Origin of the sequence: Legionella pneumophila subsp. pascullei, from assembly GCF_900637585.1 — a bacterium.
In the GTDB taxonomy this organism is placed as follows: Bacteria; Pseudomonadota; Gammaproteobacteria; order Legionellales; family Legionellaceae; genus Legionella; species Legionella pascullei.
Genome location: NZ_LR134380.1, coordinates 701,666 through 726,068, shown reverse-complemented (window position 1 = coordinate 726,068; position 24,403 = coordinate 701,666). Strand labels below are relative to the sequence as shown.

Sequence of the window (24,403 nt, the reverse complement as noted above, 5' to 3'; positions counted from 1 at the left end):
TATGAGTATATAGCAGCGAGAAAAATGGCGCGAGGATATTTTCCACTTTATAAACATTGGTGAACTTCCTATTCACCAATGCAATGAGCTCATCTTACTGTTCTACTATCAAGTTTCCATTAGCGATCATTTGATTCACAATATCATGCGAATTGTTGGTAGCAAAAACAGCTGTTAAATCGACGTCTTCTAATATAATAGTTTGCGCTGGAGCATCAAAGTTTCCATTGCCATTAGGATCTACTTTAATGGCTGTGTCACCCTCTTCTGTGGTAGAAACATTCAAATAATTATCCAAACTATTGGTTTCCAGATCCGCGTCGGATAGCAAATCACTTAAATTAAGGACGCTGGCATCTGATGATTGATCAACAGGATTGGCCTTGAAGTCAGTAATGGTATCCACACCACCATCTTCATCGCCACTTAACCAGAAAAACGTATCAACACCGCCGCCACCTGTCATCATATCATTTCCTTGGCCGCCTCTTATAAAATCATTTCCGGTAGTACCATGCAGCACATCATTGCCATTACCACCATTTAATTCGGGGTTATTAGCCAGCATGGTAAGGCTATGATCATCAAGCAACAAATCTTGAACAACGTCGTCATGCATTGTAGTCTCTTCAGCCTGAGCCTCTGTTGGCTGTTGTTCTTCTTGTGTTTCCTGAGCCATTTGAGCTTGTTGATTATAATAGTTCACAGGAATATTATGTTCATCCATAAAATCAGTGATCACGGTATTAACTTCTTGCGCTAATTCATCATTAACCTCTGATTTTGCTGAAGAATCATCAACATTATGTTCTGTTTGCAATGAAGCCTGATGAGATGTGTCTGTAACATTGTTATCTTCCCAATTCACAACCACAGCGGAAAGCTTATCTTCAAAGGAATTGAGTTGTTCATCCGTAATATCTCCATCAGCATAAGCATTAAGAACGGCACTCATATTTTTAAGAGCATCTAATGGTAAATATCCTATCAATGCCATTTCAATAGCTTGGGCATATATACCTTGAGTCACATGCTGTATCTTACTGATGGCAGTCAGAGCATCTTCACCAGGCGCAAGAGTCAAAATACTGCTCTCTAACGCTTTCTGGCTGGTCGCCATATAATCAATGATATCCGATGTAACCTGAGCATCTAATCCCAGATGATGTGAGATAGACTGTAAGAAACCCCGATCGCTAAAATCAGCGACTATCCCTTCCGGAAGATCAAGTAATGCTTTACTAATGGCCTCAAAGACAGCGAATGAAACATGGCTTTCATCAGTTGAATAGTGTATTGCGGCTATTTCAGCAAACTGAATGGCAGCAGTCATTACACCTGCGTTTTGAGCCAAGACTTCACCACTGCCAGTAATGGGATTGAAACTGATAATTTGTGTTCCCTCAGGCAGTCCCAAGCGCACAACCAAAGCAGCATTAGCTGTCTCATAATCCATACCAGCTTCTAACTGCGCTTGCAAGAGGCTTGTCAGTGGTGATATGACTGCTGAACCTACTGGCCCGTAAAGATTAATTTCATAGCTAAGACCTGTATCTATATCAAAACCACCCGTTTGAACAGCACGAGCCTCGCCTATAACATACTGACCATCACCGTTGACATCGAATTTAGAGAGATCAACGAACCATTCCACATGACCATATTGATTGGTGATACCCAGTCTTTCCCCTTCATCTTCCTGATTATTGGCATTCAAATCCAGATACAAAACAGCGCCAACGATTGTTCCATCAATAGTAGCTGTTCCACCGCTTATAACCACGCCGTTCAAATGAGTCTTTCCAGAGTCATTTAAAACTGCGCCATTGGACAATGTCACCTTAAAGTGTTCTGTAGCAGCATCAGAATAATTAACCGTAATGGTATAAGTGTTAGAGACAGGGGTAGATACACTGACACCAGTAATGTTATTACCGTTAATAACAATCTTATCAATATTCACTTCAAAGTCTGTAATAGTGTCGATCGGAGCTGCGCCTGCACTGGCGCCTCCTTGTCCTTTCACAAGTATGAATTGATCAGCGCCTGAGCCACCGGTGAGCGTATCATTGCCTGTTCCACCCACAATGACATCATCACCAGAACCAGCGTCAATGATATCATTGCCTTCCTGCCCGTATATTCTGTCATCTCCTTGACCTCCGCTAATGGTGTCATGTCCACCAGAACGTTTACTACCACTAGAAAGTACTGTTTCTCTACCAAGTTCATCAGCATGATTTTTTATATAATCTAAAGTATCTTGCCTACTCCATCCATGATTAGCTTCCAACTCTTCAAATACTGCCCATCCTGATCCTTTAGGTAAATCAAGACCTTCATCTTCAGCCAGTTTATCAGTGAATAACGCATCCCCAAAGATTAAATCATTTTCCTCATTAGCTTGAATGGTATCACTACCCGCTGCAAGCAAAACATTAAATGGATTTAATTCATCCAGTATATCTTGTAACACTTCAGGAGAGTCAGCAACATAAGGTTGGCCTGTACTATCTATTTCTTGTAAATAAACGCTAAAATTATCCGCTATGGAAACCGCACGCAAAGGACCATACGCTTGCAAAGCGTCTACTTCATTGAAAGTATCTGCAACACTTTTGACCAGGTCATTTGGAAGAGTCTGTGGAATCTCAAAATCGCCATCGCCATCTGTGTCAACATAATAATTTTGCTGACCATCTAAATCTCTATCATGAGATTCTCCAAGATGATTGAATCGATCCCATGTTGCTTCATTTCCAGCATGTTCACCAAACAGATTTTCCCAGAGAACTTCCTCTGTTTGGCTTCCATTTCCATAGACACGAGCAATATTCGTATATTCAGTACTATTCCCATCCATATAAAAAGTAGGGGCGCCATCAGTAAAAAATAGAGTTTGTTGCACATCTACTGTCCCAGACTGACTATTATACCATTGTATGGTTTGCCCCAAAGCAGCCTCATAGTTTGTTCCAGCTAATAAACCTTGTTGTATCTGTAATCCAGATATAAAGTCTAAAGCCTGTTGCAATTCTCCACCAGTAATTTCAAAAGTGCCTGTACCATTAACTACTGATGCAAATTTGACTAAATGAACTGTAATACTGGCATTAGGCGTATTACTTAACTCTGTCAATATATCAGTCATTGTTTGTTTTAGCACTTCTAAACGAGTTGTTCCTCCGAAATTTTGACCCATACTACCTGATTCATCCAAGATAAATGCAATTCGAGCAGTAGTACCTATAATCTCTACACCGCCAACATCACCAACCAAAATGTCTGCACCACCAGAACCATCGACAACACCAGTGTCACCTCCTACGCGGTGAAGAATATTAGAGCTGGAAGTATCATCGACATTTTCTCCGACCTTAAATACTGAAGGAGCCAGATTAATTTCTATTGAAGAAGTTATTTTATCACCATCTGAGTCTGTCAATGAGAGACCCATATTAATATTGATTTCAGAAGGAGTCGTTTTAATTGTATTGTATGAGAATAAACCAATATCAAATGTTTCACCATTTAAACTGGAGTTTGAAACTCCATGAGCTCCCGAACGTGCGTTTTCTATCTCTACGCGATCATATCCATTAGCTGATCTAAGTGTTATCGTATCATTTAAATTTAAGCCGCTAATTAAATACCCACCACTAGCATTAACCGCAGTTGGAGTAACCGGCACACCATTCACTAAAATTTGTGTGAGCGCTACTTGCGGATCATCTCTCAATGCATCTTGATGCGCTAAATTATTTGCAGAACTAACTGTATTGTTAGTTGGATCATCATCATCCGCATTATAAGCACGAACCCATACTTCTATTGATCCTGCCGGAGGATTTCCTGTAACCTGAACAATTTTAAAACTAAAGTTATTAACGGTATAATGATCATCGTATTCATAAGTCATATTGGAGGTTGTGCCATTAGTAGAGGCATTCCTGACAAAATCAAGGCGCAAATTCTCGCGATCATTCATATTTTGATTATTGACGCCTATACCTTGAGTACTTGTATTAACAGTAGCATCAGTAAAGCTGCCATTATCGTTTCGTATGTAAGCAGAAAATAATATATCTTCTCCGGGGGCACTAGCATTCTCAAGATATATGAACTCTCTACTAGTTGCATTAACCCCATTAAAATTTGTAATGCTCACATTCGTTGATGTACTAATAGGCTGGAAGATTTCAAATTTATAGGTGTCATTACTTGCGTTATAGTTCATATCCGGCTGCAAAGTAGTCCTAAACACAATTGTGGAACCCACGTCACCAGGCCCACCATTAATCCAGCCTTCAACCACATTATTACCACTCACGTAATAGTGAATGGCAGACCCTCCAGAGGTTAAAGTCTGATTAGGAACACCATCAACTGTCCCTGTAACAAGTTGCCCGTTAGTGATACCTGAAAAAGCAATTGTACCTGGTTGATCAGCACCGACGTTATTATCAATATTGGCATCAAAATCCAGATCAAATGTTCTTACAATACCAGCTTGATTCGTTACAAAACCTTCTTCCGGTGTAAATGCTTTAGGCATATCATCATCAATCGTTACTTTTAGAGTTCCAATTGCAGTATCCCCATCGCCATCAATAACCCGGTAATTAAGATTTACAAATGGATCAACCAATCCTTCGGTATTATCTGCAACAGCATGATGATTAATAGCAGCCAATAGCGTAAACGTGTAAGCTCCAGTATTCGGATTTACAACTATCTTAAACACATCATCAATACCGAGAGCACCACCCGTTTTATACGCTGTCAATGTATTAGTTCCGGAATTCCAGTTATAGGTAATATTGGTATTACCTATAACAGCTGTTGTACCATGCATGCCTTGGAAATCAATACTACCAGCACCATCAGCACCAAAATTAACAGGCAATGTACCAGTTAAATTGCTTTGAGCAGCATCTCCTGAAGCTGTATCATTATTACCTCTCGGCAAGTTGTCCTCATCAGCTACTACGCTTATGGCACCAGCAATCGGCGTGTCGTCGTCTACTGTAACCACAAGCCCATCGGCCGCAGCCACTACCGTATCCCCGTCGCTGTCCGTTGCCCTAATGACAGAGCCTAAATTAATGAGAATGTCGTTTTCATCTGCCCCAGCAGGGTGATCGAGCTTCGCCAGCAAGGTGAACGTGTAATTGCCGTTGGCGTTGAGCGTGAAAGTAAAGACCTGCGTGCTGCCCGCAGACGCCGTCAGCGTATTACCAGACACCGCATAAGTCAGAGCCACACCGCCGGAGCTTAAAACCGGCAAGCCGCTGGTGTTGGGGTTTAAAGAATAGCTCAGTGGGGCATCCGCGCCACTTTGGAATAAAGCAGCCACATTGCCTGAAGCCGCTACCGCCTGACCGGCCACATCACCAACCCCACCGGCAAGGCCGCCGGCTAAGCCGTCTTCATCCACCACACCGGTCAGTTTCGTTGCACTCGCAATCGGCGTGTCGTCGTCTACTGTAACCACAAGCCCATCGGCCGCAGCCACTACCGTGTCCCCGTCGCTGTCCGTTGCCCTAATGACAGAGCCTAAATTAATGAGAATGTCGTTTTCATCTGCCCCAGCAGGGTGATCGAGCTTCGCCAGCAAGGTGAACGTGTAGTTGCCGTTGGCGTTGAGCGTAAAGGTAAAGACTGGCGTGCTGCCTGCAGACGCCGTCAGCGTATTACCAGACACCGCATAAGTCAGAGCCACACCGCCGGAGCTTAAAGCCGGCAAGCCGCTGGTGTTGGGGTTTAAAGAATAGCTCAGTGGGGCATCCGCGCCACTTTGGAATAAAGCAGCCACATTGCCTGAAGCCGCTACCGCCTGACCGGCCACATCACCAACCCCACCGGCAAGGCCACCGGCTAAGCCGTCTTCATCCACCACACCGGTCAGTTTCGTTGCACTCGCAATCGGCGTGTCGTCGTCCACCGTAACCACAAGCCCATCGGCCGCAGCCACTACCGTGTCCCCGTCGCTGTCTGTTGCCCTAATGACAGAGCCTAAATTAATGAGAATGTCGTTTTCATCTGCCCCAGCAGGGTGATCGAGCTTCGCCAGCAAGGTGAACGTGTAATTGCCGTTGGCGTTGAGCGTGAAGGTAAAGACTGGCGTGCTGCCTGCAGACGCCGTCAGCGTATTACCAGACACCGCATAAGTCAGAGCCACACCGCCGGAGCTTAAAGCCGGCAAGCCGCTGGTGTTGGGGTTTAAAGAATAGCTCAGCGGGGCATCCGCGCCACTTTGGAATAAGGCAGCCACATTGCCTGAAGCCGCTACCGCCTGACCGGCCACATCGCCTGTGCCACCGGCAAGGCCACCGGCTAAGCCGTCTTCATCCACCACACCGGTCAGTTTCGTTGCACTCGCAACCGGCGTGTCGTCGTCCACTGTAACCACAAGCCCATCGGCCGCAGCCACTACCGTATCCCCGTCGCTGTCCGTTGCCCTAATGACAGAGCCTAAATTAATGAGAATGTCGTTTTCATCTGCCCCAGCAGGGTGATCGAGCTTCGCCAGCAAGGTGAACGTGTAATTGCCGTTGCTGCCCAGAGTAAAAGTAAAGACGTCGGTGCCATTCGCAGACGCCGTCAGCGTATTGCCGGACACCGCGTAAGTCAGAGCCACACCGCCGGAGCTTAAAGCCGGCAAGCCGCTGGTGTTGGGGTTTAAAGAATAGCTCAGCGGGGCATCCGCGCCACTTTGGAATAAGGCAGCCACATTGCCTGAAGCCGCTACCGCCTGACCGGCCACATCACCAACCCCACCGGCAAGGCCACCGGCTAAGCCGTCTTCATCCACCACACCGGTCAGTTTCGTTGCACTCGCAATCGGCGTGTCGTCGTCCACTGTAACCACAAGCCCATCGGCCGCAGCCACTACCGTATCCCCGTCGCTGTCTGTTGCCCTAATGACAGAGCCTAAATTAATGAGAATGTCGTTTTCATCTGCCCCAGCAGGGTGATCGAGCTTCGCCAGCAAGGTGAACGTGTAATTGCCGTTGCTGCCCAGAGTAAAAGTAAAGACGTCGGTGCCATTCGCAGACGCCGTCAGCGTATTGCCGGACACCGCGTAAGTCAGAGCCACACCACCGGAACTTAAAGCCGGCAAGCCGCTGGTGTTGGGGTTTAAAGAATAGCTCAGCGGGGCATCCGCGCCACTTTGGAATAAGGCAGCCACATTGCCTGAAGCCGCTACCGCCTGACCGGCCACATCACCAACCCCACCGGCAAGGCCACCGGCTAAGCCGTCTTCATCCACCACACCGGTCAGTTTGTTCGTGCTCGCAATCGGCGTGTCGTCGTCCACCGTAACCACAAGCCCATCGGCCGCAGCCACTACCGTGTCCCCGTCGCTGTCTGTTGCCCTAATGACAGAGCCTAAATTAATGAGAATGTCGTTTTCATCTGCCCCAGCAGGGTGATCGAGCTTCGCCAGCAAGGTGAACGTGTAATTGCCGTTGCTGCCCAGAGTAAAAGTAAAGACGTCAGTGCCATTCGCAGACGCCGTCAGCGTATTGCCGGACACCGCGTAAGTCAGAGCCACACCACCGGAACTTAAAGCCGGCAAGCCGCTGGTGTTGGGGTTTAAAGAATAGCTCAGCGGGGCATCCGCGCCACTTTGGAATAAGGCAGCCACATTGCCTGAAGCCGCTACCGCCTGACCGGCCACATCGCCTGTGCCACCGGCAAGGCCACCGGCTAAGCCGTCTTCATCCACCACGCCAGTCAGTTTCGTTGCACTCGCAATCGGCGTGTCGTCGTCCACTGTAACCACAAGCCCATCGGCCGCAGCCACTACCGTATCCCCGTCGCTGTCTGTTGCCCTAATGACAGAGCCTAAATTAATGAGAATGTCGTTTTCATCTGCCCCAGCAGGGTGATCGAGCTTCGCCAGCAAGGTGAACGTGTAGTTGCCGTTGGCGTTGAGCGTAAAGGTAAAGACCTGCGTGCTGCCTGCAGACGCCGTCAGCGTATTGCCGGACACCGCATAAGTCAGAGCCACACCGCCGGAGCTTAAAGCCGGCAAGCCGCTGGTGTTGGGGTTTAAAGAATAGCTCAGCGGGGCATCCGCGCCACTTTGGAATAAGGCAGCCACATTGCCTGAAGCCGCTACCGCCTGACCGGCCACATCACCAACCCCACCGGCAAGGCCACCGGCTAAGCCGTCTTCATCCACCACACCGGTCAGTTTGTTCGTGCTCGCAATCGGCGTGTCGTCGTCCACTGTAACCACAAGCCCATCGGCCGCAGCCACTACCGTATCCCCGTCGCTGTCTGTTGCCCTAATGACAGAGCCTAAATTAATGAGAATGTCGTTTTCATCTGCCCCAGCAGGGTGATCGAGCTTCGCCAGCAAGGTGAACGTGTAATTGCCGTTGGCGTTGAGCGTAAAGGTAAAGACCTGCGTGCTGCCTGCAGACGCCGTCAGCGTATTACCAGACACCGCGTAAGTCAGAGCCACACCACCGGAACTTAAAGCCGGCAAGCCGCTGGTGTTGGGGTTTAAAGAATAGCTCAGCGGGGCATCCGCGCCACTTTGGAATAAGGCAGCCACATTGCCTGAAGCCGCTACCGCCTGACCGGCCACATCACCAACCCCACCGGCAAGGCCACCGGCTAAGCCGTCTTCATCCACCACACCGGTCAGTTTCGTTGCACTCGCAATCGGCGTGTCGTCGTCCACTGTAACCACAAGCCCATCGGCCGCAGCCACTACCGTATCCCCGTCGCTGTCTGTTGCCCTAATGACAGAGCCTAAATTAATGAGAATGTCGTTTTCATCTGCCCCAGCAGGGTGATCGAGCTTCGCCAGCAAGGTGAACGTGTAATTGCCGTTGCTGCCCAGAGTAAAAGTAAAGACGTCGGTGCCATTCGCAGACGCCGTCAGCGTATTGCCGGACACCGCGTAAGTCAGAGCCACACCACCGGAACTTAAAGCCGGCAAGCCGCTGGTGTTGGGGTTTAAAGAATAGCTCAGCGGGGCATCCGCGCCACTTTGGAATAAGGCAGCCACATTGCCTGAAGCCGCTACCGCCTGACCGGCCACATCACCAACCCCACCGGCAAGGCCACCGGCTAAGCCGTCTTCATCCACCACACCGGTCAGTTTCGTTGCACTCGCAATCGGCGTGTCGTCGTCCACTGTAACCACAAGCCCATCGGCCGCAGCCACTACCGTATCCCCGTCGCTGTCTGTTGCCCTAATGACAGAGCCTAAATTAATGAGAATGTCGTTTTCATCTGCCCCAGCAGGGTGATCGAGCTTCGCCAGCAAGGTGAACGTGTAGTTGCCGTTGGCGTTGAGCGTAAAGGTAAAGACCTGCGTGCTGCCTGCAGACGCCGTCAGCGTATTGCCGGACACCGCATAAGTCAGAGCCACACCGCCGGAGCTTAAAGCCGGCAAGCCGCTGGTGTTGGGGTTTAAAGAATAGCTCAGCGGGGCATCCGCGCCACTTTGGAATAAGGCAGCCACATTGCCTGAAGCCGCTACCGCCTGACCGGCCACATCACCAACCCCACCGGCAAGGCCACCGGCTAAGCCGTCTTCATCCACCACACCGGTCAGTTTGTTCGTGCTCGCAATCGGCGTGTCGTCGTCCACTGTAACCACAAGCCCATCGGCCGCAGCCACTACCGTATCCCCGTCGCTGTCTGTTGCCCTAATGACAGAGCCTAAATTAATGAGAATGTCGTTTTCATCTGCCCCAGCAGGGTGATCGAGCTTCGCCAGCAAGGTGAACGTGTAATTGCCGTTGCTGCCCAGAGTAAAAGTAAAGACGTCAGTGCCATTCGCAGACGCCGTCAGCGTATTGCCGGACACCGCATAAGTCAGAGCCACGCCACCGGAACTTAAAGCCGGCAAGCCGCTGGTGTTGGGGTTTAAAGAATAGCTCAGCGGGGCATCCGCGCCACTTTGGAATAAGGCAGCCACATTGCCTGAAGCCGCTACCGCCTGACCGGCCACATCACCAACCCCACCGGCAAGGCCACCGGCTAAGCCGTCTTCATCCACCACACCGGTCAGTTTGTTCGTGCTCGCAATCGGCGTGTCGTCGTCCACTGTAACCACAAGCCCATCGGCCGCAGCCACTACCGTATCCCCGTCGCTGTCTGTTGCCCTAATGACAGAGCCTAAATTAATGAGAATGTCGTTTTCATCTGCCCCAGCAGGGTGATCGAGCTTCGCCAGCAAGGTGAACGTGTAATTGCCGTTGCTGCCCAGAGTAAAAGTAAAGACGTCGGTGCCATTCGCAGACGCCGTCAGCGTATTGCCGGACACCGCGTAAGTCAGAGCCACACCACCGGAACTTAAAGCCGGCAAGCCGCTGGTGTTGGGGTTTAAAGAATAGCTCAGCGGGGCATCCGCGCCACTTTGGAATAAGGCAGCCACATTGCCTGAAGCCGCTACCGCCTGACCGGCCACATCGCCTGTGCCACCGGCAAGGCCACCGGCTAAGCCGTCTTCATCCACCACGCCAGTCAGTTTCGTTGCACTCGCAATCGGCGTGTCGTCGTCCACTGTAACCACAAGCCCATCGGCCGCAGCCACTACCGTATCCCCGTCGCTGTCTGTTGCCCTAATGACAGAGCCTAAATTAATGAGAATGTCGTTTTCATCTGCCCCAGCAGGGTGATCGAGCTTCGCCAGCAAGGTGAACGTGTAATTGCCGTTGCTGCCCAGAGTAAAAGTAAAGACGTCGGTGCCATTCGCAGACGCCGTCAGCGTATTGCCGGACACCGCGTAAGTCAGAGCCACACCACCGGAACTTAAAGCCGGCAAGCCGCTGGTGTTGGGGTTTAAAGAATAGCTCAGCGGGGCATCCGCGCCACTTTGGAATAAGGCAGCCACATTGCCTGAAGCCGCTACCGCCTGACCGGCCACATCGCCTGTGCCACCGGCAAGGCCACCGGCTAAGCCGTCTTCATCCACCACGCCAGTCAGTTTCGTTGCACTCGCAATCGGCGTGTCGTCGTCCACTGTAACCACAAGCCCATCGGCCGCAGCCACTACCGTATCCCCGTCGCTGTCTGTTGCCCTAATGACAGAGCCTAAATTAATGAGAATGTCGTTTTCATCTGCCCCAGCAGGGTGATCGAGCTTCGCCAGCAAGGTGAACGTGTAGTTGCCGTTGGCGTTGAGCGTAAAGGTAAAGACCTGCGTGCTGCCTGCAGACGCCGTCAGCGTATTGCCGGACACCGCATAAGTCAGAGCCACACCGCCGGAGCTTAAAGCCGGCAAGCCGCTGGTGTTGGGGTTTAAAGAATAGCTCAGCGGGGCATCCGCGCCACTTTGGAATAAGGCAGCCACATTGCCTGAAGCCGCTACCGCCTGACCGGCCACATCACCAACCCCACCGGCAAGGCCACCGGCTAAGCCGTCTTCATCCACCACACCGGTCAGTTTCGTTGCACTCGCAATCGGCGTGTCGTCGTCCACTGTAACCACAAGCCCATCGGCCGCAGCCACTACCGTATCCCCGTCGCTGTCTGTTGCCCTAATGACAGAGCCTAAATTAATGAGAATGTCGTTTTCATCTGCCCCAGCAGGGTGATCGAGCTTCGCCAGCAAGGTGAACGTGTAATTGCCGTTGGCGTTGAGCGTAAAGGTAAAGACTGGCGTGCTGCCTGCAGACGCCGTCAGCGTATTACCAGACACCGCATAAGTCAGAGCCACACCGCCGGAGCTTAAAGCCGGCAAGCCGCTGGTGTTGGGGTTTAAAGAATAGCTCAGCGGGGCATCCGCGCCACTTTGGAATAAGGCAGCCACATTGCCTGAAGCCGCTACCGCCTGACCGGCCACATCACCAACCCCACCGGCAAGGCCACCGGCTAAGCCGTCTTCATCCACCACACCGGTCAGTTTCGTTGCACTCGCAATCGGCGTGTCGTCGTCCACTGTAACCACAAGCCCATCGGCCGCAGCCACTACCGTATCCCCGTCGCTGTCTGTTGCCCTAATGACAGAGCCTAAATTAATGAGAATGTCGTTTTCATCTGCCCCAGCAGGGTGATCGAGCTTCGCCAGCAAGGTGAACGTGTAATTGCCGTTGCTGCCCAGAGTAAAAGTAAAGACGTCGGTGCCATTCGCAGACGCCGTCAGCGTATTGCCGGACACCGCGTAAGTCAGAGCCACACCACCGGAACTTAAAGCCGGCAAGCCGCTGGTGTTGGGGTTTAAAGAATAGCTCAGCGGGGCATCCGCGCCACTTTGGAATAAGGCAGCCACATTGCCTGAAGCCGCTACCGCCTGACCGGCCACATCACCAACCCCACCGGCAAGGCCACCGGCTAAGCCGTCTTCATCCACCACACCGGTCAGTTTGTTCGTGCTCGCAATCGGCGTGTCGTCGTCCACCGTAACCACAAGCCCATCGGCCGCAGCCACTACCGTGTCCCCGTCGCTGTCTGTTGCCCTAATGACAGAGCCTAAATTAATGAGAATGTCGTTTTCATCTGCCCCAGCAGGGTGATCGAGCTTCGCCAGCAAGGTGAACGTGTAATTGCCGTTGCTGCCCAGAGTAAAAGTAAAGACGTCAGTGCCATTCGCAGACGCCGTCAGCGTATTGCCGGACACCGCGTAAGTCAGAGCCACACCACCGGAACTTAAAGCCGGCAAGCCGCTGGTGTTGGGGTTTAAAGAATAGCTCAGCGGGGCATCCGCGCCACTTTGGAATAAGGCAGCCACATTGCCTGAAGCCGCTACCGCCTGACCGGCCACATCGCCTGTGCCACCGGCAAGGCCACCGGCTAAGCCGTCTTCATCCACCACGCCAGTCAGTTTCGTTGCACTCGCAATCGGCGTGTCGTCGTCCACTGTAACCACAAGCCCATCGGCCGCAGCCACTACCGTATCCCCGTCGCTGTCTGTTGCCCTAATGACAGAGCCTAAATTAATGAGAATGTCGTTTTCATCTGCCCCAGCAGGGTGATCGAGCTTCGCCAGCAAGGTGAACGTGTAGTTGCCGTTGGCGTTGAGCGTAAAGGTAAAGACCTGCGTGCTGCCTGCAGACGCCGTCAGCGTATTGCCGGACACCGCATAAGTCAGAGCCACACCGCCGGAGCTTAAAGCCGGCAAGCCGCTGGTGTTGGGGTTTAAAGAATAGCTCAGCGGGGCATCCGCGCCACTTTGGAATAAGGCAGCCACATTGCCTGAAGCCGCTACCGCCTGACCGGCCACATCACCAACCCCACCGGCAAGGCCACCGGCTAAGCCGTCTTCATCCACCACACCGGTCAGTTTGTTCGTGCTCGCAATCGGCGTGTCGTCGTCCACTGTAACCACAAGCCCATCGGCCGCAGCCACTACCGTATCCCCGTCGCTGTCTGTTGCCCTAATGACAGAGCCTAAATTAATGAGAATGTCGTTTTCATCTGCCCCAGCAGGGTGATCGAGCTTCGCCAGCAAGGTGAACGTGTAATTGCCGTTGCTGCCCAGAGTAAAAGTAAAGACGTCAGTGCCATTCGCAGACGCCGTCAGCGTATTGCCGGACACCGCATAAGTCAGAGCCACGCCACCGGAACTTAAAGCCGGCAAGCCGCTGGTGTTGGGGTTTAAAGAATAGCTCAGCGGGGCATCCGCGCCACTTTGGAATAAGGCAGCCACATTGCCTGAAGCCGCTACCGCCTGACCGGCCACATCACCAACCCCACCGGCAAGGCCACCGGCTAAGCCGTCTTCATCCACCACACCGGTCAGTTTGTTCGTGCTCGCAATCGGCGTGTCGTCGTCCACTGTAACCACAAGCCCATCGGCCGCAGCCACTACCGTATCCCCGTCGCTGTCTGTTGCCCTAATGACAGAGCCTAAATTAATGAGAATGTCGTTTTCATCTGCCCCAGCAGGGTGATCGAGCTTCGCCAGCAAGGTGAACGTGTAATTGCCGTTGCTGCCCAGAGTAAAAGTAAAGACGTCGGTGCCATTCGCAGACGCCGTCAGCGTATTGCCGGACACCGCGTAAGTCAGAGCCACACCACCGGAACTTAAAGCCGGCAAGCCGCTGGTGTTGGGGTTTAAAGAATAGCTCAGCGGGGCATCCGCGCCACTTTGGAATAAGGCAGCCACATTGCCTGAAGCCGCTACCGCCTGACCGGCCACATCGCCTGTGCCACCGGCAAGGCCACCGGCTAAGCCGTCTTCATCCACCACGCCAGTCAGTTTCGTTGCACTCGCAATCGGCGTGTCGTCGTCCACTGTAACCACAAGCCCATCGGCCGCAGCCACTACCGTATCCCCGTCGCTGTCTGTTGCCCTAATGACAGAGCCTAAATTAATGAGAATGTCGTTTTCATCTGCCCCAGCAGGGTGATCGAGCTTCGCCAGCAAGGTGAACGTGTAATTGCCGTTGCTGCCCAGAGTAAAAGTAAAGACGTCGGTGCCATTCGCAGACGCCGTCAGCGTATTGCCGGACACCGCGTAAGTCAGAGCCACACCACCGGAACTTAAAGCCGGCAAGCCGCTGGTGTTGGGGTTTAAAGAATAGCTCAGCGGGGCATCCGCGCCACTTTGGAATAAGGCAGCCACATTGCCTGAAGCCGCTACCGCCTGACCGGCCACATCACCAACCCCACCGGCAAGGCCACCGGCTAAGCCGTCTTCATCCACCACACCGGTCAGTTTCGTTGCACTCGCAATCGGCGTGTCGTCGTCCACTGTAACCACAAGCCCATCGGCCGCAGCCACTACCGTATCCCCGTCGCTGTCTGTTGCCCTAATGACAGAGCCTAAATTAATGAGAATGTCGTTTTCATCTGCCCCAGCAGGGTGATCGAGCTTCGCCAGCAAGGTGAACGTGTAATTGCCGTTGCTGCCCAGAGTAAAAGTAAAGACGTCGGTGCCATTCGCAGACGCCGTCAGCGTATTGCCGGACACCGCATAAGTCAGAGCCACACCGCCGGAGCTTAAAGCCGGCAAGCCGCTGGTGTTGGGGTTTAAAGAATAGCTCAGCGGGGCATCCGCGCCACTTTGGAATAAGGCAGCCACATTGCCTGAAGCCGCTACCGCCTGACCGGCCACATCACCAACCCCACCGGCAAGGCCACCGGCTAAGCCGTCTTCATCCACCACACCGGTCAGTTTCGTTGCACTCGCAATCGGCGTGTCGTCGTCCACTGTAACCACAAGCCCATCGGCCGCAGCCACTACCGTATCCCCGTCGCTGTCTGTTGCCCTAATGACAGAGCCTAAATTAATGAGAATGTCGTTTTCATCTGCCCCAGCAGGGTGATCGAGCTTCGCCAGCAAGGTGAACGTGTAATTGCCGTTGGCGTTGAGCGTAAAGGTAAAGACCTGCGTGCTGCCTGCAGACGCCGTCAGCGTATTACCAGACACCGCATAAGTCAGAGCCACACCGCCGGAGCTTAAAGCCGGCAAGCCGCTGGTGTTGGGGTTTAAAGAATAGCTCAGCGGGGCATCCGCGCCACTTTGGAATAAGGCAGCCACATTGCCTGAAGCCGCTACCGCCTGACCGGCCACATCACCAACCCCACCGGCAAGGCCACCGGCTAAGCCGTCTTCATCCACCACACCGGTCAGTTTCGTTGCACTCGCAATCGGCGTGTCGTCGTCCACTGTAACCACAAGCCCATCGGCCGCAGCCACTACCGTATCCCCGTCGCTGTCTGTTGCCCTAATGACAGAGCCTAAATTAATGAGAATGTCGTTTTCATCTGCCCCAGCAGGGTGATCGAGCTTCGCCAGCAAGGTGAACGTGTAATTGCCGTTGCTGCCCAGAGTAAAAGTAAAGACGTCGGTGCCATTCGCAGACGCCGTCAGCGTATTGCCGGACACCGCGTAAGTCAGAGCCACACCACCGGAACTTAAAGCCGGCAAGCCGCTGGTGTTGGGGTTTAAAGAATAGCTCAGCGGGGCATCCGCGCCACTTTGGAATAAGGCAGCCACATTGCCTGAAGCCGCTACCGCCTGACCGGCCACATCACCAACCCCACCGGCAAGGCCACCGGCTAAGCCGTCTTCATCCACCACACCAGTCAGTTTGTTCGTGCTCGCAATCGGCGTGTCGTCGTCCACTGTAACCACAAGCCCATCGGCCGCAGCCACTACCGTATCCCCGTCGCTGTCTGTTGCCCTAATGACAGAGCCTAAATTAATGAGAATGTCGTTTTCATCTGCCCCAGCAGGGTGATCGAGCTTCGCCAGCAAGGTGAACGTGTAATTGCCGTTGCTGCCCAGAGTAAAAGTAAAGACGTCGGTGCCATTCGCAGACGCCGTCAGCGTATTGCCGGACACCGCGTAAGTCAGAGCCACACCACCGGAACTTAAAGCCGGCAAGCCGCTGGTGTTGGGGTTTAAAGAATAGCTCAGCGGGGCATCCGCGCCACTTTGGAATAAGGCAGCCACATTGCCTGAAGCCGCTACCGCCTGACCGGCCACATCACCAACCCCACCGGCAAGGCCACCGGCTAAGCCGTCTTCATCCACCACACCGGTCAGTTTGTTCGTGCTCGCAATCGGCGTGTCGTCGTCCACTGTAACCACAAGCCCATCGGCCGCAGCCACTACCGTATCCCCGTCGCTGTCTGTTGCCCTAATGACAGAGCCTAAATTAATGAGAATGTCGTTTTCATCTGCCCCAGCAGGGTGATCGAGCTTCGCCAGCAAGGTGAACGTGTAATTGCCGTTGCTGCCCAGAGTAAAAGTAAAGACGTCGGTGCCATTCGCAGACGCCGTCAGCGTATTGCCGGACACCGCGTAAGTCAGAGCCACACCACCGGAACTTAAAGCCGGCAAGCCGCTGGTGTTGGGGTTTAAAGAATAGCTCAGCGGGGCATCCGCGCCACTTTGGAATAAGGCAGCCACATTGCCTGAAGCCGCTACCGCCTGACCGGCCACATCGCCTGTGCCACCGGCAAGGCCACCGGCTAAGCCGTCTTCATCCACCACGCCAGTCAGTTTCGTTGCACTCGCAATCGGCGTGTCGTCGTCCACCGTAACCACAAGCCCATCGGCCGCAGCCACTACCGTGTCCCCGTCGCTGTCTGTTGCCCTAATGACAGAGCCTAAATTAATGAGAATGTCGTTTTCATCTGCCCCAGCAGGGTGATCGAGCTTCGCCAGCAAGGTGAACGTGTAATTGCCGTTGCTGCCCAGAGTAAAAGTAAAGACGTCGGTGCCATTCGCAGACGCCGTCAGCGTATTGCCGGACACCGCGTAAGTCAGAGCCACACCACCGGAACTTAAAGCCGGCAAGCCGCTGGTGTTGGGGTTTAAAGAATAGCTCAGCGGGGCATCCGCGCCACTTTGGAATAAGGCAGCCACATTGCCTGAAGCCGCTACCGCCTGACCGGCCACATCACCAACCCCACCGGCAAGGCCACCGGCTAAGCCGTCTTCATCCACCACACCGGTCAGTTTGTTCGTGCTCGCAATCGGCGTGTCGTCGTCCACTGTAACCACAAGCCCATCGGCCGCAGCCACTACCGTATCCCCGTCGCTGTCTGTTGCCCTAATGACAGAGCCTAAATTAATGAGAATGTCGTTTTCATCTGCCCCAGCAGGGTGATCGAGCTTCGCCAGCAAGGTGAACGTGTAATTGCCGTTGCTGCCCAGAGTAAAAGTAAAGACGTCGGTGCCATTCGCAGACGCCGTCAGCGTATTGCCGGACACCGCGTAAGTCAGAGCCACACCACCGGAACTTAAAGCCGGCAAGCCGCTGGTGTTGGGGTTTAAAGAATAGCTCAGCGGGGCATCCGCGCCACTTTGGAATAAGGCAGCCACATTGCCTGAAGCCGCTACCGCCTGACCGGCCACATCACCAACCCCACCGGCAATGCCGCCTGCTAAGCCGTCTTCATCCACTAGGCTCGTCATTTGGGTAGCAGAGACCAAAGGAACATCATCTTGAATTCCGGCTATGACTGCATTGGCTGGCAGTGTTCTTGACTCTAAAACTGTGCCATCACTTGTTCTTGTGAAAGTCACATCAATTAAAGGTGAAAGGTCTAATCTCATCCATTCGCTGTCATCGCTATCAGCTGTTGGGTGATCAATCGAGTCCATTAATGTTTGAGTTAATTGTCCATCTGCTGTCAACTCAAATTGCATAACGGTTGGACCATTATTAGGAATTGACGCGGATAAGGTACGATTATTAGCCGATAGACTATAGACAAGATCTATGCCGTCTGATGTTAATTTAGGAAGCGCACCGTAATTCGTGTTAAAAGCAAAGGAAGCTGCAACGTCTGGTGAAGATGTGAGCAAAGAACTTAAAGAAGAACTTGCTATTCTTGCTTGTCCTGCTGAATCAGGAATACCACTTGGCAAAGCATCCTCAAAGACTGTTAACACTGCTTGATTTGTGGTGAATTGAGGAATTTGCGGGATAGATTCAGGTTCGCTAGTCAATTCGGATTCTGTAATCACTCCTGTCTCTTCTGGCACAAACCAAAATAATTGCTGAGTATCTGCCTCATAAGCAAAGGAAATAGGACCGGTAGGATATCCTGCAGTGACCTGTCCGAAACCAAACAAAGGATCGATAATAAAAGCATCACCACCTGAACCTACAGCTACAGCACCTGCTGCTGCTGAACCGAGAACATCAAGTATGACTGAAGGATCAATACCTTTGGCTATCGCTTCCTGGACTAGTTGTTCATTTAAATCTTCCACACCATACTGCAGTGTTGGGGAAATACCATCCAACTTGACCGGTTTTCCCAAAGCAAGTGCTTCAGGAAACCCATGAATAAATTGTATGTAAGCCTCACCACTTAATAAAGTAAGTACATCCCCTTCCTCTAATCGAGCACCTGACTTTACCAGGCTTGCTTGTCCTTGCGCATTTACTTTTTCAAGCAATCCATTGACGGCTCTCACTATACCGATAACAGATTCAACTAACATGTTCTGTCCTCAAAGTTTACTATTATTCATATTAATAATAGTTCAATGATTATGCTTCTGTGTGGTATAAATGTAACAAAAATGTAAACATTTGAATCATATTGATATAATTATATATTGTTTTTATAGGTTTTTTTGTTTTAACAGTTTTGATATATGCCATTGACTTGCTTGGATTGGATAGAGAAATTGAATGATCACAAAATTGTAAAGAAGTATTATGTTATTGCTAAATTGTATGATTAGATAAATAACCTTTTATTCATTTGATTTGTTCATGAGAGTTTAGACAAACTATATGACCGATTTAAAAACTTTTTTAACAAAAAGATTGAGTTTTACGTAAATCCTGTCTATACAAAAACAGGCATAAAACGATATAGTTATGCAATAAAAATCTTGTATTTAATCCATGAATTGGAAAGATAAAGTAAAAACTAAATTCTACTCCTGCGATCGCTTTGTGCGGTTTGTTATCCAACATTTCATACAAGACGATTGTACCTATATTGCTTCGGCATTGGCCTTTACCAGCCTACTGGCGGTTGTGCCATTGATGTCTGTGGGGTTGGCGATTTTTTCTTCATTCCCTGTATTTAAAGGTTTGGCAGAGCCGGTACAGAATTTTATTTTTGACAATTTCGTTCCAGCTACAGGCAAAATTGTGCAAAGCTATTTGCAACAATTTACATCCCAGGTATCAAAACTCTCAATTTGGGGTATAGTTTTTCTAATTTGTACTGCTTTATTGGTTATGTTCACTATTGAACGAGCAATGAATAAAATCTGGAGAGTGAGTTCATCTCGACATGGTGTCTCTGCCTTTTTACTGTATTGGGCTATCATCTCTCTTGCCCCGGTTTTATTAGGTTTGAGTCTGGCAGCAAGCTCTTACTTATTCTCCATGCCAATACTGGCAGATCATGGAGCCCCTTACACCATTCTTCACTACTCCCCATTTTTTCTTTCACTGATTGGCTTTACTTTTTTGTACGTGGTAGTCCCTAATTGCCCTGTCAAGATCCGCCATGCTTTTTGGGGTGGCTTAGTTGCCGCTATCTTGTTTGAATCAGCCAAGCACGCATTTGCTTACTATTTAATACGCTACAATACCTATGAATTGTTGTATGGGGCATTTGCCACAGTGCCTATATTTTTCATTTGGGTTTATTGGGTATGGATTATAACTTTGTTAGGTGCTGAAATCAGTTATGCCTTTTCAGTACATCATCAGCGTCGAGGCGGAAAATCCCTTGATGGCTTTTCACATGCGTTGCTTTGGCTGCATCAGTTATGGTTAGCGCAACAACATGGAAAAGGATTAAGCTTTAATGATCTGGTGGATGCCAGTAAACAACCTTTCGCTGTGGACGTGGATGAGATGATCAATGCCCTGATTTATCATGAGCTAATCCATGCTACCGCAGATGGGCATTACATGTTAAGTCGTGATCTCAATCACGTTACTCTTTATGATTTAACTCAATTGTTACCCTATCGCTTGCCAACTCATCTGGAACTGCAATATTCAAAAGCGTCACTGGCTGAACAATGGAGAGCCGCCTTTAAAAGGCATAATGAAGAATTGAAAAAATCCCTGGATATTAACCTGGAAGAATTATTCAAGAAGACAGGAACAGTACTCAAATAACCTCATGTAATGATTTCAGGCAATTAAAGGAGCCAAGATACCCCTGCAATGCAATGTGAAACCTGTATCGGTGGCTTCTAAGACCTGAATGATAACTTAAGCAATTGGGCAACACAAAAACCTACTACAAATTGAATTGTGAACCTGGATTATCACGTCTCTGAGCCATAATTTGTGATTCAATAAACTTAATACGTTTATCCAGTGAACCGCCTTCTCTTGGCTTAAGTGCTTTCAAATCAGAGAGAATTGCTTCGACAGATTTGTATCTGGCTTGCGCAATCTGATGCACGGATTTGACATGATGTCTTCCCCAGTGCAATGTGAATATTAACCCCCAGAACGAGCCAAAGATACTGTCTTCCTTAGTATAATCTTTAAGTAATGCCTTAATCCTGGTGATATTGGACCGCCCTTTTGTACTATCCCATATTTGTTTGTAGCTGTCCGGGAATGTCATCTTGGGATTAGTAGTTTTAAAAAATGATGGTGTTGTATGGTGGATTTTTACAACATAATCATTGGGTTTAGCTGGTTGATTTTTTTCCCTTGAGCTCTGAACTTTATTATCTGGTTTGAAATATTGTGTTAGAACCGCTTTCAGGCCATTGGTGGCATACAGATATAAATCACCTGTATTATTTTGGAATTGGCCTAATTGATTATTTAAAGTGACATGTTCTACTTTTTCAGGATCGTAACTATCGTGACCATGAATAAATGTGACTTTAAATTTTTTAGATGTTCGAATCAAATCTCCATATTCACGTCCCCAGACCGTTGCGGCAACCACTTCATCTGTTGCATTTAAATATTCGCCAGCATAACCTCTATACATCATATCATGGGTATAAAGCGTGTGAATTTCTCCCACAGATGCTTTTTCTGCGAATTTTTTGTTAATCGCATCAATTGTTTTAGCCAAATCAACAGCCGACTCTTCTGAATAGGGTACTTTAAATTTTAGGGCAAGCCCTCGAATATGATTTAAACCGATACCAGCATGACTAAACACTTTAATTTCATTTGCATCAGGATCCAATGAATAAGAAATGATTTTCAAGTGTTTTTTGTAAACTTGGTGGTAAATATTTAATACTTCTTCATTTGAAATCGCACCTGCTGCTATCGCTTCTTGCAAAGCATGAAATGAATTACCATGCTGAATATTTCCCAATCGTTTTGCGACTAATTTGCTTCCATTTTCCTTGAATAGTTCACATGCCTCTACAAACTCAATTCCATGATTTGATAGTAATATTTCAAAATCAGCGCCTTGATCATGCAAAGCTTGTAATAATTTTAAGATGAAATAATCAAAAACTCCGCGATCGACTAATTCATCACCTATTAAGCGAACCAATTTTTTAGTATTAATAATTTTGATTTGCGCAATTAATGCATTGTATTGTTTCTTGATTTCTTCCAAGCGCTCCTTTTTATTTTCAGCAGCAAAGATAGGTGCTTCCGTTCCCCAGAAATCTGCCTGAAGCTCTGGCAATGTATAAATTTCAGCAAATTTGGCATAGTTTTCAGGAGAAATATCAATTATTCCCTGGCGAACAAGGATATTGAGAAAAAGCAAGGCATTCGCGTGCAAATCTCCCATGCTAATATCGGTCATGGAAAAGTCTGCTGTAACTTCAGGAAATTTTCTAATATCAATATTGGGATGGATAATTCGCTTGGTTTTCATACATTTTTTATAAAAGCAGCCATCATGTATATAATGATATCAGAACATAATAAACGTAGTATCTTGTTTTATGTTTAAATAGTTTAATTAGGGAATTAGACTCGTTTGAGAGATACTTCCTTCTTCAAGAAATATCATCCCAGAACGAGTTGATATGTTAAAAAGATTTAATGCTTAATTTCAGTTTAACTGTTTTAGTTTACAAAATATATCGAGCCAAATCCTCATCAGCGATTAGTTGACCTAAATTCTTATCTACGTAGGTTTTATCGACATGTACAGTTTCACCAGCTTTATCAGTCGCTTCAAATGACACCACTTCCAATAAACGTTCCATAACAGTATATAATCTTCTTGCTCCAATGTTTTCCGTACGCTCATTTACTTGCCAGGCTACTTCCGCAATACGTCGAATACCCGTTTCATCAAAGGTAAGAGTTAACCCTTCGGTTTCCATCAATGCAGAATACTGTAAAGTCAAAGAGGCAGTTGGCTCAGTAAGGATTCGTACAAAATCTTCCACCGAGAGAGCTGACAACTCAACACGTATAGGCAAACGCCCTTGCAATTCAGCGATTAAATCAGAGGGCTTAGCCACATGAAAAGCGCCCGAAGCAATGAATAAAATGTGATCGGATTTTACCATACCGTATTTTGTCGATACTGTTGTTCCTTCGACCAAGGGCAATAAATCTCGCTGAACACCCTCACGAGATACATCTCCCCCACCAACAGAATCAGAACGTTTGGCGATTTTATCCAGCTCATCAATGAACACTATTCCATTTTGCTCAACACTTTCAATCGCTTTTAACTTAATATCTTCTTCGTTAATTAATTTTGCTGCTTCTTCCTCTCTCAAAATTTTCATTGCCTTGGCAACGGTCATTTTTCGAGTTTTCGTTCTATAACTTCCAACTTGTTGAAACATGGATTGCAATTGGCTGGTCATCTCTTCCATACCTGGAGGAGCCATAATTTCAATGCCAACAGGTGTTGCGGCTACTTCAATTTCTATTTCATTATCATTGAGCTCACCTTCCCGCAATTGTTTACGAAACACTTGACGAGCGGTGGTGTTTTTCTCACTGGGAGTTAATGCCCCTCGAGCAGGAGGGAGTAAAACATCCAGGATTCGCTCTTCGGCCGCATCTTCTGCCAAATGCTCCACTTTTTTCATAGCGAATTCACGCTCTTGCTTGATTGCGATATCCGTTAAATCACGAATGATCGAATCGACGTCGCGCCCTACATATCCCACTTCCGTGAATTTGGTTGCTTCTACTTTAATAAATGGTGCTTTAGCTAAATTAGCCAAACGTCTTGCAATCTCCGTTTTACCAACACCAGTAGGGCCTATCATTAAAATATTTTTAGGCATTATCTCATTGCGCAATACTGGATCTTTGATTTTCATTCGACGCCAACGATTTCGTAATGCAATCGCTACGGCACGTTTTGCATCATCTTGACCAATAATGTGCTTATCTAATTCCTGTACTATCTCTCGAGGAGTCATGACCATGTTATTTGCCTTCATCATTTAATTCTTCTATGGTTAAATTGTTGTTAGTGTAAATACAAATGTCACCAGCGATTGTTAAAGCTTTCTGGACAATCTCCTTGGCAGATAACTGTGTGTTTTCCATAAGAGCTCTTGCTGCAGCTTGAGCAAAGGGACCACCGGAGCCAATTGCAATTAAACTTTCTTCAGGTTCAATCACATCACCATTACCGGTAATAATTAAAGAAGCCTTACTATCTGCTACTGCCAGCACTGCTTCTAATCGACGCAGAATTCTATCCGTTCGCCAATCTTTAGCCAATTCAACAGCTGCTCTAATCAGGTGCCCCTGATGCATTTCCAGTTTTGCTTCAAACCGTTCGAAAAGAGTAAAGGCGTCAGCGGTACCTCCTGCAAAACCAGCAATCACTTTATCTTTATACAATCTCCGAACTTTGCGTGCATTACCTTTCATCACGGTATTGCCAAGAGTAACCTGCCCATCACCGCCTATGACCACCTGATTACCACGTCGTACTGAAAGTATTGTTGTCCCATGAAATTGTTCCAAAATATAATCCTCAATCACATTGCAGAAACGAGATAAATGGGGATGATACGTAAAAAATCAATGGGGATTGGGAGAAAAATTAAGTGTTCTTAATATCTCAA

5 protein-coding genes are annotated in these 24,403 nt (G+C 49.0%); 1 reads left to right on the top strand and 4 read right to left on the bottom strand.

Annotation, left to right across the window (positions count from 1 at the left end; translation table 11 throughout):
- Nucleotides 1-94: 94 nt before the first annotated feature.
- Nucleotides 95-18,880 (bottom strand): enhanced entry virulence factor RtxA, encoded by an 18,786-nt coding sequence (rtxA, locus tag EL201_RS03355; protein ID WP_061773202.1) that lies wholly within the window; start codon nucleotides 18,878-18,880, stop codon nucleotides 95-97.
- A 412-nt stretch (nucleotides 18,881-19,292) separates the two neighbouring features.
- On the opposite strand from rtxA, the gene EL201_RS03350 reads away from it, so the two are divergent.
- Complete coding sequence (locus tag EL201_RS03350; RefSeq protein WP_027223696.1) at nucleotides 19,293-20,531, top strand: YihY family inner membrane protein; 1,239 nt, start codon at nucleotides 19,293-19,295, stop codon at nucleotides 20,529-20,531.
- A gap of 124 nt (nucleotides 20,532-20,655) precedes the next feature.
- Here the strand turns inward: EL201_RS03350 and wip are convergent, their stop codons facing one another.
- From wip to hslV, 3 genes are all read right to left on the bottom strand, one after another.
- Entirely contained in the window at nucleotides 20,656-22,227 is a 1,572-nt protein-coding gene (gene wip, locus EL201_RS03345; RefSeq protein WP_027223695.1) for a Dot/Icm T4SS effector Wip, read from the bottom strand.
- Between the two features lie 199 nt (nucleotides 22,228-22,426).
- Nucleotides 22,427-23,752 (bottom strand): ATP-dependent protease ATPase subunit HslU, encoded by a 1,326-nt coding sequence (gene hslU / locus EL201_RS03340; protein WP_027223694.1) that lies wholly within the window; start codon nucleotides 23,750-23,752, stop codon nucleotides 22,427-22,429.
- Nucleotide 23,753: 1 nt separating this feature from the next.
- A complete protein-coding gene (gene hslV / locus EL201_RS03335) occupies nucleotides 23,754-24,302 on the bottom strand; it encodes an ATP-dependent protease subunit HslV (RefSeq protein ID WP_010946377.1) in 549 nt (182 codons plus the stop codon).
- Nucleotides 24,303-24,403: the final 101 nt, after the last annotated feature.